13 protein-coding genes are annotated in these 12630 nt (G+C 61.8%); 8 read left to right on the plus strand and 5 right to left on the minus strand.

All coding sequences use genetic code 11. The annotated features are described in order from the left end of the window. Positions 1 to 155 precede the first annotated feature (155 nt). Positions 156 to 548 (plus strand): hypothetical protein, encoded by a 393-nt coding sequence (locus WDZ78_RS11515; RefSeq protein WP_425673084.1) that lies wholly within the window; start codon positions 156 to 158, stop codon positions 546 to 548. A 7-nt stretch (positions 549 to 555) separates the two neighbouring features. Here the strand turns inward: WDZ78_RS11515 and WDZ78_RS11520 are convergent, their stop codons facing one another. Beyond that, positions 556 to 987 (minus strand): winged helix-turn-helix transcriptional regulator, encoded by a 432-nt coding sequence (locus tag WDZ78_RS11520; RefSeq protein WP_020009613.1) that lies wholly within the window; start codon positions 985 to 987, stop codon positions 556 to 558. A gap of 103 nt (positions 988 to 1090) precedes the next feature. Between WDZ78_RS11520 and WDZ78_RS11525 the strand changes: the two genes are divergently transcribed. From WDZ78_RS11525 to WDZ78_RS11535, 3 genes are all read left to right on the plus strand, one after another. Then, positions 1091 to 1849: an SDR family oxidoreductase gene (locus WDZ78_RS11525; protein WP_425673085.1), complete on the plus strand. Its 759-nt coding sequence runs from the start codon at positions 1091 to 1093 to the stop codon at positions 1847 to 1849. Between the two features lie 70 nt (positions 1850 to 1919). After that, positions 1920 to 2726 (plus strand): AraC family transcriptional regulator, encoded by an 807-nt coding sequence (locus WDZ78_RS11530; RefSeq protein WP_425673086.1) that lies wholly within the window; start codon positions 1920 to 1922, stop codon positions 2724 to 2726. Between the two features lie 180 nt (positions 2727 to 2906). Beyond that, positions 2907 to 3518, plus strand: coding sequence for a LysE family translocator (locus WDZ78_RS11535; protein WP_425673087.1), 612 nt, complete (start codon positions 2907 to 2909; stop codon positions 3516 to 3518). Positions 3519 to 3543: 25 nt separating this feature from the next. Here WDZ78_RS11535 and WDZ78_RS11540 read toward each other — a convergent pair whose 3' ends face one another. Then, a complete protein-coding gene (locus WDZ78_RS11540; RefSeq protein ID WP_425673088.1) occupies positions 3544 to 4371 on the minus strand; it encodes an aldo/keto reductase in 828 nt (275 codons plus the stop codon). Between the two features lie 112 nt (positions 4372 to 4483). Next, positions 4484 to 5410 carry a bestrophin family protein gene (locus tag WDZ78_RS11545; protein WP_425673089.1) on the minus strand — a complete coding sequence of 309 codons (927 nt, stop codon included), beginning with the start codon at positions 5408 to 5410 and terminating at the stop codon, positions 4484 to 4486. A gap of 187 nt (positions 5411 to 5597) precedes the next feature. Between WDZ78_RS11545 and WDZ78_RS11550 the strand changes: the two genes are divergently transcribed. Next, positions 5598 to 6305, plus strand: a complete 708-nt coding sequence (locus WDZ78_RS11550) for a helix-turn-helix transcriptional regulator (RefSeq protein WP_425673090.1) — start codon at positions 5598 to 5600, stop codon at positions 6303 to 6305. A gap of 48 nt (positions 6306 to 6353) precedes the next feature. After that, complete coding sequence (locus tag WDZ78_RS11555) at positions 6354 to 6722, plus strand: VOC family protein (RefSeq protein ID WP_020009620.1); 369 nt, start codon at positions 6354 to 6356, stop codon at positions 6720 to 6722. 66 nt (positions 6723 to 6788) lie between these two features. Here WDZ78_RS11555 and tam read toward each other — a convergent pair whose 3' ends face one another. Continuing rightward, a complete protein-coding gene (gene tam / locus WDZ78_RS11560; protein ID WP_020009621.1) occupies positions 6789 to 7559 on the minus strand; it encodes a trans-aconitate 2-methyltransferase in 771 nt (256 codons plus the stop codon). A gap of 335 nt (positions 7560 to 7894) precedes the next feature. On the opposite strand from tam, the gene WDZ78_RS11565 reads away from it, so the two are divergent. Both WDZ78_RS11565 and WDZ78_RS11570 read left to right on the plus strand, forming a co-directional pair. Then, positions 7895 to 8776 carry a branched-chain amino acid aminotransferase gene (locus tag WDZ78_RS11565; RefSeq protein ID WP_020009622.1) on the plus strand — a complete coding sequence of 294 codons (882 nt, stop codon included), beginning with the start codon at positions 7895 to 7897 and terminating at the stop codon, positions 8774 to 8776. Between the two features lie 171 nt (positions 8777 to 8947). Then, positions 8948 to 11308, plus strand: a complete 2361-nt coding sequence (locus WDZ78_RS11570) for a methyl-accepting chemotaxis protein (protein ID WP_020009623.1) — start codon at positions 8948 to 8950, stop codon at positions 11306 to 11308. 411 nt (positions 11309 to 11719) lie between these two features. Here the strand turns inward: WDZ78_RS11570 and WDZ78_RS11575 are convergent, their stop codons facing one another. Then, positions 11720 to 12607, minus strand: coding sequence for a LysR family transcriptional regulator (locus WDZ78_RS11575; RefSeq protein ID WP_425673091.1), 888 nt, complete (start codon positions 12605 to 12607; stop codon positions 11720 to 11722). Positions 12608 to 12630 lie beyond the last annotated feature (23 nt).

Raw genomic sequence — 12630 nt, forward strand, 5'->3', positions numbered from 1 at the left:
AAGGCGCAACAACTGCTTGATGCCGATGAGGAAAAACCGCTTGATGAAAGTTGCCGCACCTGTTCGTGGCCGCTTGAATGCAGCATGAGATTGTTTTACGTTGACGTTAACGTCAGTTATTCGATGTTGGCGTCGTTTTTCAACAGGAGGCAAGAATGAACGAAGTCGTGGATCAGATCGCCGTAAAGGCGGGGATCGACCCTGAACTGGCTGAAAAGGCCATTGGCATGATTCTCGGTTTTCTCCAGCGCGAGGCCGCAGACGGCCCGATCGCGCGGATGATCGAAGCCATTCCCGGCGCCAGCGATCTGGTGGCGCAGTATAATGGCGAGGGTGCCGGCGGCGGCGGTCTGCTCGGCGGCCTGATGAGCGCCATCGGCGGCGGCGGCATCATGGGTCTCGGCCAGCAGCTGATGAGCCAGGGCCTCGGCATGAGCGAGATTTCCACGCTCGCCAAGGAAACCATCTCCGTTGCTCGCCAGCATGCGGGCGATGAGGTTGTCGACCAGGTGATCGCCTCGGTTCCGGGTCTCAGCCAGTTCGCCTGAGGCGAAGCTACTCCATCGCGGGGCGCGGCGGCTGTTCATTGAACAGGCGGCGCGCCTCTTCTATTTCGGCATGGTGCGTTTCCGCCCATATCCAAACGCCGCAAAAGGCGCTGCCAAGCGTGCGGCCGAGGTTCGTCAGAGCATAATCCACATGCGGCGGAATGACGGGGTGCACGGTGCGGCGCACCAGCCCGTCGCTTTCCATCTGCCGCAGCGTTTTCGTCAGCATCTTCTGGCTGATGTTGCCCACCAGCCTGCCGATTTGCGTGAAGCGCAGCGTGCCGTGCTCTTCCAGCACTTCCAGAATGAGCATCGTCCATTTGTCGGCCACTTTGGCAATGATGTCCTGAACCAGCGCCTCTATCACCGGATCGGTATCCGTGGGCGGCGGAACCTTGCGCCGGTTCTCGATGGCCGGGTCGGCCGCGTGCCGTTTCATCTTACACTCTCCATCGGGTAAGTATAAATCTTTTAGGTGCCTACTTTCGATTGGAGAGTATCATAGCTAACTTCCTTTCAGCCAACAAGCAAAGGATGTTCCAATGAAAATCACTGATAACACCATTCTCATCACCGGCGGTGGTTCGGGCATCGGCCGGGCGCTGGCGGAAGCGTTTCATCAGGCAGGCAACAGGGTCATCATTTCCGGCCGCCGCCAGGCCGTGCTCGACGAGGTGACGGCCGCCAACCCGGGCATGGCCTCGATGGTGATGGATGCGACGGACGCCGCAGGTATTCGCGCATTTGCCGAGGCGCTGGTGAAGGCCCACCCCACCCTCAACGCCGTCATCAACAATGCCGGTATCATGCGGCCGGAAGACATCGTCGCCGCACCGGATTATCTTGATACGGCCGAAGAAACCATCGCCACCAATCTTCTCGCGCCCATCCGCCTCACGGCGGCGCTTTTGCCGCATTTCCTCAAGCAACCCGCCGCCACGGTGCTGACTGTCTCCTCCGGCCTCGCCTTCGTGCCCATGGTGCTGACCCCCACCTACAGCGCCACCAAATCAGCCATCCATGCCTATTCGGTTGCGCTGCGCGAGCAGTTGAGGGAGACGCCGGTGGAAGTCATCGAAATCGTGCCGCCCTATGTGCAGACGACGCTGATGGGTGAGGGGCAGGCGAGCGACGAAAGGGCGATGCCGCTCGACGCCTTCATTTCCGAGGTGATGGATATTCTTGAAAATCGCCCGGACGACAAGGAAGTGGTGGTGGAGCGCTGCAAACCGCTGCGTTTCGCCGCGCAGAACGGCAATTTCGATCAGGTCTTCGCCATGATCAACCATATGCATCCGTAAACCGCAAAGTCTGTTGCGACCGGACGTCCTGTGATAGCCTCGCGCTCTTATCCGCGGAGCGCGTGCTTTCATGGGCCAAGCCCAGTTCCTGATGCCGAAAACCGTTCTGCCCGGTGTCGCCGCCGTGGTGGCGGATAGCGATCGTTCTTTTCCGCGCCACATGCATGATCAGTTCGGCATCGGCCTCATCGAACGCGGCGCGCAGAAATCGCTCTCCGGCCGCGGTATGGTGGAGGCCGGCGCCGGCCATGTCATCACCGTCAATCCGGGCGAGGTGCATGACGGCATTCCGCTCGGAGAGGGCGGCCGCGCCTGGCGAATGCTTTATCTCGACATCGATATCGTCCGCGACGCCATTGCCGATATCGGCGAGAAGGATCGAGGTTCTTTCGAATTTGCCTATCCCGTCGATGCAAGGCCGCTAGCAGCTCGGTTCTGCGCTGTCTTTTCTGCGATGACCGCAAGGCGGCGGCCGGGCGAAACCCTGCATGTCGACGAGGCCCTGCTGATGCTTTTGGCGGATGCCATGGAGGTGGCTGCCAAACCGCGCGAAACTACCGCACTCAACAGCATAAGACGGGCGAAAAGCAGCATCGATGACGATCCCGTCCGGCCGTTCCGCCTCGCCGATCTGGCGAGCGAGGCCGGCATGAGCCAGTTCCGTTTCCTGCGGGCTTTCGCCAAGGCGACAGGCCTGACGCCGCACAGCTATCTTCTCCAGCGGCGCGTGCATCTGGCCCGGCATGCGCTGGCCAGCGGTACGCCGCCTGCCGAGGCGGCCTTTGCCGCCGGTTTTACCGACCAGAGCCATTTGAACCGGTTTTTTGTGCGGCAATTCGGCGTGACGCCGGCGGTTTATCGGGCGGCGTTTTCGTAGATGCTTTCTCCGCCCTCATTCCTGTGACAAGCGCAGGAATGTGGGAGATTGGGCCGGCATAGCCCCACAGCCCGCTGTTACCGCGCGAGCCTTCGAGCATCAGTTCTGCAATTTCATCCAAGACTCCCATCCCACGCACCATCATGCTCCTGTCCTCCACCCACAGGACACACCCGCACCATGACACCCGAATTCCTCATCACATCCTTCATCGTCGCCGCTTCTCCGGGAACCGGCGTGGTCTACACGCTGGCCGCCGGGCTCTCGCAGGGGGCGAGGGCGAGCGTGATTGCGGCCTTTGGCTGCACCCTCGGCATCGTGCCGCATCTGCTCGCGGCCATCACCGGTCTTGCCGCCATTCTGCACACCAGTGCGCTGGCCTTCGGCGTCGTCAAATATCTGGGGGTCGCCTACCTCATCTACATGGCGTGGAACACGCTGCGGGAAGACGGCGCGCTGAAGATCGATGATGCCGGGGAACCCCAGAGGGCCGCCCGCGTCATCGGCGAGGCGATCCTCATCAATCTGCTGAACCCGAAACTGTCGATCTTCTTTTTCGCCTTCCTGCCGCAGTTCATCGCACCGGATGAGGCTTTGCCGACATGGCGCATGATCGACCTCGGGCTGGTCTTCATGGCCCTGACGTTTCTGGTCTTTGCGCTTTACGGCTGTTTTGCCGCCTCGGTCCGGCGGCAAGTGATGTCACGCCCGGCGGTTCTCGCCTGGCTGAGGCGCAGCTTCGCCGCCGCCTTTGTGGCGCTGGGGGCGAAGCTGGCCCTGACTGAGCGGTGAAACCCGAACCGGACTGCCCGCCGGTTTAGTCGTCCCAATCGGGTGCGAGGTGGCCGGGGCTGACGATGCGGCCGTTCGGTTTGGCCAGCGCGTGGATCGCCTGCATTTCCTCTTCCGTCAGCGCGAAATCGAAAATGTCGAAATTCTCCTTGAGGCGGCTTTCGGTCGCCGTCTTGGAAAGCGCCACGATGTCCGGCTGCTGTACGGCCCAGCGCAGGGTCACCTGTGCGGCGGTCTTGCCGTGTTTTGCGCCGATGTCCTTCAGCACGGGATCGTTCGGCACCTTGCCATCGGCCATCAGATAATAGGCCGTCACCGACATCCCGTGTTTGCGCGCGGCCGAAATCACCTTCGTCTGGTCGAGATAGGGGTGATATTCAATCTGGTTGGTGGCAAGCGGCGTGTCAGACAGTTTCACCGCCTCTTCGGTCAGCGCCACGTTGAAGTTGGAAATGCCGATATTGCGCGCCTTTCCGGCCTTGCGCACCGCATTCAGCGCGCCCATGCGCTCGGCAAGCGGCACATCGCTTTTTGGCCAGTGCAGCAGCAGCAGATCAACATAGTCAGTCTTCAGTTTTGCAAGGCTTTCATCGACGGAAGCGAGAAAATCGTCGTGGCGAAAGCGATCCACCCAGACCTTGGTGGTGAGAAATATATCGTGCCGGGAAATGCCTGACTGAGCGATGACCTCGCCCACGGCCCCCTCGTTCTTGTATATCTGCGCGGTATCGACGTGGCGGAAACCGAGTTTCAGCGCCTCCGGCAGAATGCGCCTGACATCGTCCTCCGGAATGCGGAAGGTGCCGAAACCGAGGGCGGGAATATTCGCGCCATTGGCGTTGACGTGATACATGGGATGTCTCTCCTGTTTGCTGAAAACATGGTCGGCGGCAGATGCCGGGCGGGGAAGCCGTCTTTCATTAACTGGTGTCCGCGCAATCGGTTTCAACCCGGCGGCGGCGATATCACATCAGCACGTAATCCACCGGGCGCGGATCGGCCGGCAGATCGGTCTCGCCCATCGCCTCGCGCAGATTGATCTCGATGGTGGTGGCGAGCGAATTGATCGGCAGCGCATTGAGGCCGGCGCCGAATGGGTCTTCCAGCTCGTCGGACAGCGCATCGAGACCGAAGAACGTATAGGCGATGAGCGTGGCGGTAAACGGCGTGGCCCAGCCGAGCAGATCGGTGAAACCGAACGGCAGCAGCAGGCAGAACAGATGCGCGGTGCGGTGAAGCAGCAGCGAATAACCGAAGGGAACCGGTGTCTGGCGGATGCGCTCGCACGAAGCCTGCGCCGCCCCCATCTGCTGCACGGTGGCATCCAGCATCTGTAGCTGGATATCGCTGATCTGCCCCTTGCCATGGGCGGAGATAACGGCGGCGGATATTTCCCGCAGCAGCTTATCCGGTTTGTTGCGGCTGCGCGCATAGGCCTCTGAAATGTCATCCGGAATGAGGCGGGCGGCGGTGGCGGTCGCATCCCCGGGGCGAAGGTGCGAAACCAGCGCGTGGCAGAAGGCGATGACAAGATCGGTGATCCGCCGGCGGGTTACGGGATCGGCCGCATCCTGCCGGCTTTCCAGCATTACGGTCTGGCGCGAGAGCGTGCGGGCGACGGTGATCAGCGCGCCCCATTGTTTGCGGGCTTCCCACCAGCGGTCGTAACAGGCATTGGCGCGAAAACCGAGGAAGACCGAAAGCGCGATGCCGAGCAGCGAGAATGGCGCGCCGTTCAACGCCGGCACCAGATCCGGCCGGTCCTTGTGCGCCCAGACGACCAGCGTCGACAGCAGGAACACCGCAAGCACCTGCGGGAAAATGCGGACGATGATGGAACCGCGCACGATGAGGAAAAGCTGCAGCAGGTTCGGTTTTGGACGAACGATCATGGCGGAAACTCGAAATGCCTGTGGCGGGTGAGGGGGCGTGAAAATCCCTGGCCATATCTACATGATGGCGGCGCGGCCTTGTCCACCCTTTTTTGCATGGTTGCACCGGGCGGCTGGCGGCGTTACGCGTCTATCGCCGGGATCGTCAACGGTATGATCCGACTATGCGGGTGGAAGGAAATGTCGCGTGTCACGCTCACAACGGCTTCTTGATCTGTTGCAGATACTGCGCGCCCACCGCATGCCGGTCAGCGGTACGGCCCTTGCCGCGCAGACCGGCGTCAGCCTGCGCACGCTTTACCGCGATATAGCAACGCTTCAGGCGCAGGGTGCTGACATCGAGGGCGAAGCGGGGGTGGGTTATGTGCTGCGTCCCGGTTTTCTGTTGCCGCCGCTGATGTTTTCGAAGCAGGAGATCGAAGCGCTGGTGCTCGGCTCGCGCTGGGTGGCGGGCCGCGCCGATGCCGGGCTGGCCGAGGCCGCCCGCGCCGCCCTCGTCAAGATCGGCGCCGTGCTTCCCGATGCGCTGCGCGAGGAACTCGATCATTCCACCCTGCTTGTCGGGCCGGGGCAGGGCCTCGCCGCCATCCATGTCGATCTGGCGGCCATTCGCGATGCGATCCGCAAGGAAAGCAAGGTCGTCATCACCTATCGCGATGAAAAGGGAGAGGTGACGGAGCGGGTGATCTGGCCCTTCGCACTCGCTTTTTTCGATCTGGTGCGGGTGGTGCTGGGCTGGTGCGAGACGCGGCAGGACTACCGCAGTTTCCGGGCCGACCGCATCGAAGATTTCCGTCCTCTCGACAGCCGTTATCCGCGCCGCCGCCAGGCCCTGCTGAAAGAATGGCGCGAACGGGAAAAACAGCGGCGGCGGCACCATGCTGACAAAAACTGACAGTAGCGGGGTCTAGAAACTGTTCATCCGCAACACAGGAGAACAGCCATGAACCACCCCGATTTCACCATCCTCTACGTCGATAACCCGCCGGCCAGCACGGAATTTTACAAGGCCCTGCTGGGTGCGGAGCCGGTGGAATCCTCACCGACATTTTCGCTGTTCGTGCTTCAAAACGGCATGAAGCTCGGCCTGTGGTCGCAGCATACCGTGGAGCCGAAGGCATCGGTCGCGGGCGGCGGCGGAGAGCTCGCTTTCCGTGTCGAAAACGACGCAGAGGTGGATGAGACTTTCGCCAGCTGGAAGGCAAGGGGCGTCGCCATGCTGCAGCAGCCCGCCAAAATGGAGTTCGGCTACACCTTCACCGCTGCCGATCCCGATAACCACCGTCTCCGGGTCTATGCCTTTGCAGGTTAAATATTGGCGTTTAGGCCGGTTGGCTAGATAAGCCTGCGGCCGTCCACGGGCGACAATCTCACGTCCTTACTTCTTCACCGCCACCACAAAAAGCCGGGGAAAACGCAGCAGCAACCGGCCGTCCGCCATCGGCGGATAGGCCTCCTTGATGCGCCGCGTGTAGTCGGCGAGGAAGGCTTCGCGGTTTTCCTCGCCGGCGGCGGCGAGATAGGGGCGCAGGCCCGTGCCCTTGACCCATTCGACGATGCTTTCCGCGTCCTTCATCGGATGATTATAGACGGTGTGCCACACATCCACCCGCGCGGATTTCGGCGTCAGCGCATCGAAATAGTCCGAAGGGGCAGGCAGGGGTTTGCGGCGCAGCCTGCCGTCCGCAAAGCTGTCCTTCCAGGCGCCGTTCGCTCCGGTCTCCTCCATGGCGCGATGCGTCGGCTCCTGCAGATTGTCAGGCATCTGCACGGCCAGAACGCCGCCGCTTTCCAGCTGGTCCATCAGTTGCGAAAGAACGGCGAGATGATCCGGCACCCACTGAAAAACGGCATTGGCGTAAAGCAGGTCCGCCTTCTGCGCCGGCTTCCATTTTGCAAGGTCGGCCTTGCCGAAGCGGGTGGTCGGTAGCCGGTCCGCCGCCTTTTCCAGCATGTCGTCGTCACTGTCGATGCCGGTAATGACGTTGACGCCGTAACGGTCGGTCAGAAGCTCGGTGGAATTGCCGGGGCCACAGCCGAGGTCATAGCCATTCAGCACCCGTTCCAGCGGAACCTGGGCCAGGAGATCCCGGGCGGGGCGTGTCCGTTCGTCTTCGAATTTCAGATATTGGTGGGCGGACCATGCCATGGTTTTCCTCCTGCGGACTGCCGTCAGATCGTCAGCATCGCATGGGCGAAATCGCCCCGCCATCATCGGATCGATGAATTATTGTGATGAATCTATTCATCAACCTTTTGTTTCACCTCATAAAACATCTTTGTCGGGCCGTCGCTTTGTTATTTTCCATCAAAATCAGAAATCGCGGCAATTAAAACTTGACCTCGTCAGGGGAGAGGCATTCACTCCGGCCGATTTCCGGCAAATACCAGATTGAGCGCGCAGCGTTCCTCATCCGGTAATGCATCAGAACAAAAAGACGGAGCGTTTTCAGTTGACGGAAACGCTTGAGACAGGAGACCATCATGAGCGTCGATACCGCACCCCGATCAACCACCTGGACCTATGTTGACGGTCAATGGCTGCCCGGCAATCCGCCGCTCATCGGCCCGACCTCGCATGCCATGTGGCTGGCGTCGACGGTGTTTGACGGCGCGCGCTGGTTTGATGGCGTCGCGCCCGATCTTGACCTGCACTGCCAGCGCGTCAACCGCTCTGCCGTCAATATGGGCATGAAGCCGACGATGACGGCGGAAGAGATCGAGGCGCTGGCGCTGGAAGGCGTCAACAGGTTCGACGGCAAGATGGCGATCTATATCAAACCGATGTACTGGGCCGAACACGGCATGCCCGGCAGCGTTGTCGCGCCGGATGCCGGTTCCACCCGTTTTGCGCTGTGCCTTTTCGAAGCGCCGATGGATGCCGGCAAGCCGCTGACGCTCACCGTCTCGCCGCTGCGCCGTCCTTCGCCGGAAACCGCAATGACGGACGCCAAGGCCGGCAGCCTTTATCCCAATAGCGGCCGCGCCATTCTGGAAGCCCGTTCGCGCGGCTTCGACAATGCCCTGATGCGCGACATGAACGGCAATGTCGCCGAATCCGCTTCGGCCAACATCTTCATGGTCAAGGACGGCGTCGTTTTCACCCCGGTTCCGAACCGCACCTTCCTCGCCGGCATCACCCGTTCGCGGGTGATCGGCCTTCTGCGTCAGGCCGGTTTCGATGTCCGTGAGGCGACGCTTTCGGTCGAGGATTTCCGCGAGGCCGATGAAATCTTCTGCTCGGGCAATTATTCCAAGGTTTCGCCTGTCGTGAAGCTGGATGACCGCGAGTTGCAGGCAGGCCCGGTCGCCCGCAAGGCGCTCGATCTTTACATGGACTGGGCGCGTCTCGGCGCAGACGTTTAAGGTCGGATAAAACCGATATTTTCAAAAGGCCGAGGCAGGCTCCTCCCTGCTGCGGCCTTTTGTTTTGTACCTTGTTCTTTCCCATAAAAATTCGGGGGGAATTTAATCCAATTTTAGAGGACCACACGCTAGCTTGCGGCATTACCGATCCGGGCTAGTGGGGGCCGTCAAATGTCTTTCAGCATACGCAATATACTTGTGGGATTTTTTCTGCTCGTCGGCATCGCGCTGGCAGGCTTCGTGGGCAACGGCATGTTACAGTCCGTGCAGCGTGCCCGCAGCTTTTCGGAGGTGGCGCAGCTCGTTTCGCTGGACAGGCTGCTTTTCAACGCCTTGCTGAACTTTCGCAGTGAACGCGGCAACAGCGCCTCGGCGCTGACGGTCGACCCCGCGAAGACGGCCAATACGATCGCCAGCGTGCAGGCGTCGCGCCAGAAGGTGGATGCCGCCATGAGCGCCTTTCTCGAACAGTCCGCCGCGCTCGATCAGGCTGGCCTCAAGGCTCCGCTTGCCCGCGTGAAGGATATCTACACGCAATTCCTGGAACTGCGCAAAAAGGTTGACGCCAACGTCACCCTGCCGCTCGACCGTCGTGAAAACGGGCTGGACAAGACCGTGCTGGCGCTCGGTCAGGATTTCCTGACGGCGCTCGAAGCGGGATCGACGGCGGTGGAAGGCGAGGTTCGTTCGCTGGACCAGAGCCTCACCGGCCTCATCCAGTTGCGGTCCTATGGCTGGTCGGCGCGTGCGCTGGGCGGCAGCGCCACTGTTGTCATCAATGCGGTCGTGGCCCAGCAGCGGCCGCTGACCCCGCAGGAAACCCAACAGCTTGGCAATTTCGATGCGGGCGCGGCCTTTGCCTGGAAAGCCACCGGCGAACTCGTCGTGCATGAATCGACGCCGCAGGCGCTGAAGGATATCTATGCCGCTGCCGACAAGACCTATTTCAAGGGTGATTTCGTCACGCAGCGCGCGAAGCTGATCGACGACCTGAACAATGGCCGCACGCCGGCCTTCACCATCGATACATGGCGCAATACCGTCACCGGAAACCTCGATACGGTCGCGAAAATCGCCTCGGAAGCGATGGATGTTCTCAACGCCAATGCCGAAAAGGCAAGGCAGGACGCCTTTGTCGGCGCGATGGTCTATCTCTCGGCTTTCATCCTCACGCTTGGCGTCTGCATTCTCTGCCTTGCCGTCATCGTCGGTCGTGTTACCCGCCCCATCAGCCGGTTGACCAAGGCAATGATGGAATTGTCCAGCGGCAACCTGACCATCGATGTCGCCGGTGCAAAACGCTCCGACGAGATCGGCGAGATGGCCCGCGCCGTGGAAATCTTTCGCGAGGCGGCTATCCGAAACAAGCAGCTGGAGGCGGAAGCCGTCGCCAACCGCGAGCGGGCCGAGCGGGACCGTATCGAGCTGCAGCAGCGCGCCGAGGCCGAGGCCGAAGAACGGCTCAATCAGGCCACGGGTTCGCTGGCTGGCGGTCTGCGCCGCCTTGCCTCCGGCGACATGGCCTGCGAGATCGCAACGCCGTTCGCACCGCAATTCGAGGCGCTGCGCCACGATTTCAACAGCTCCGTGCATCAGCTGCGCGAAGCGCTGACGAGCGTCGGCCAGTCCGTGCAGACGGTGAATGGCGGCGCTCACGAAGTGTCGTCGGCATCCGACGATCTTTCCCGCCGCACCGAGCAGCAGGCCGCTTCTCTGGAAGAGACCGCCGCTGCGCTGGAAGAGATCACCGCCAATGTTTCCGCCACCTCCAAGCGGGCTGGCGAGGCGCGCGACACGGTGCGTGAAGCAAGGACAAAGGCCGATCTTTCCGGCAAGGTGGTGCGCGATGCCGTCTCCGCCATGGAACGCATCGAGCACTCCTCGCGCCAGATCGGCCAGATCATCGGCGTCATCGACGAAATCGCCTTCCAGACCAACCTTCTGGCGCTGAATGCCGGCGTGGAAGCAGCGCGGGCGGGCGATGCAGGCAAGGGTTTTGCCGTCGTCGCACAGGAAGTGCGCGAACTCGCCCAGCGTTCCGCCAATGCGGCGAAGGAAATCAAGCAGCTCATCAACACCTCCGCCGTTGCGGTGGGTGAGGGGGTGAAGCTGGTCGCCGATACCGGCGTCGGGCTTTCCGAGATCGAGCAGCTGGTGCTTTCCGTTAACGCCCATATGGACGCCATCGCCACTGCGGCGCAGGAACAGTCGGCGGGTCTCTCCGAGGTCAATACCGCCGTCAACCACATGGATCAGGCCACGCAGCAGAACGCCGCGATGGTCGAGGAAATGAATGCGGCGGGCGCCGGTCTTGCGCAGGAATGCGCCAATCTCCACGCCCTTCTTGCGCAATTCCAGCTCGGTCAGCAGACCTCCGCATTGCGGGAGACGGCTCGGCATATGCAGCGCGCTGCAAGCCCGGTTCACGCGCCTGCCGCACCCGTCGCTGCACCTACCAGGGCCCGCCCGGTCGCTGCCGCGCGCGGCAATGCGGCGCTGGCCCTGAAGGGTGACGACTGGACGGAGTTCTGAGGTTCGCAAGCGTTGCTCGCGTCATCGGCTGGCGCGAGCAATGCCGTGACGAAGCATCCGACACACTCAACGTCGTGCTCTGGCCTGCCGCCCCGAACCGGACACCAAAAGAAAAGTAGCGTCATCAGATGGGAAGGCAAGTCAGGCCAACCACGCCGACGTCATCCTCGGGCCTGTCCCGAGGATCTGCAACGTATTGATTTTATTCGACGTGTTTAGATCCTCGGGACAGGCCCGAGGATGACGTCGAGAGAATGTTGACCCTCCACGACTGACTTCAAAAGGGGGGCTGCGGGTCGTCCGGAATTTAAACCGGACAGCAGTGGGACAAGCCAAGGATGGCGCTGAGGCGGGCGCACTATTCGCCATCAGAGGCGATGGCTGGCCTGCCCTCGCAACCCGGCGCAGGCCTCACCGTTTCCGCACATCCGGCAGCGCAGCGGCAAGCGCCCGCAGCGGCGCGGTCATATGTTTGTCGCGCCGCATCGCAAGCGCGATCCGCCGTTCAAGCGGCGGTTCGAGAGCGCGCCATTCAAGCTCTGACACCGCCCCCTCATGCTCCATCGACATGCGCGGGACGATGGCGAGGCCAAGGCCCGCACCCGCGAGCTTCTTGATGGCTTCGACGCTGCCCAGTTCCATGGCGGGCTGCACAGTGCGGCCGCTCGCCGAAAACCACTGATCCACCAGCCTGCGCGTATTGCCGCCCTCGTAAAGCAGCAGCGGCCGCGTCGAAAGCGTTTCGGCGTTCAAAACCGTTGTGTCGCTGACGGCGCCGTGCGGGAAAACTGCAACCAGTTCATCGAGATGGATATCGCTGATATCGAGGCTGCGGCCGCTGGCGGGCAGGGCCACCACCGCCGCATCGATCGTATTGGCCTCCAGAAGCCGCAATATATCGTGGGTATTGCCGGTCTGCACGACGATCTCGATACCCGGCATCGCTTGGCGGATTTTGCCCAGCACCGGCGGCAGCAGGTAGATGCAGGCGGTGGCGCCCGTGCCGATGCGCAGGCGGCCCGTTACCCCGCTGCGATGCGGTGCGACGGTATCGATCGCATGCGCCACTTCTTCCGCAATCCGCCTTGCATGGATGAGAAAATCCCGCCCCGCCGCCGTCGGCTGCGCGCGCCTGCCCACTCTCTCGATCAGTCGCACGCCGAGCTGCTTTTCGAGCAGCCGGATATGCAGGCTGATGGCCGGCTGCGTCATCCCCGCCTTGTCGGCGGCGGCGGAAAAGCTGCCGAGATCGGCGACATCCATGAAGCTGCGCACCTGCCGCAGATCGAGGTCCATCATCAAAGAAAACCTTATCGTTTGTA

The sequence above is a fragment of the Agrobacterium sp. M50-1 genome (assembly GCF_049843495.1).
GTDB classification, from domain to species: domain Bacteria; phylum Pseudomonadota; class Alphaproteobacteria; order Rhizobiales; family Rhizobiaceae; genus Agrobacterium; species Agrobacterium radiobacter.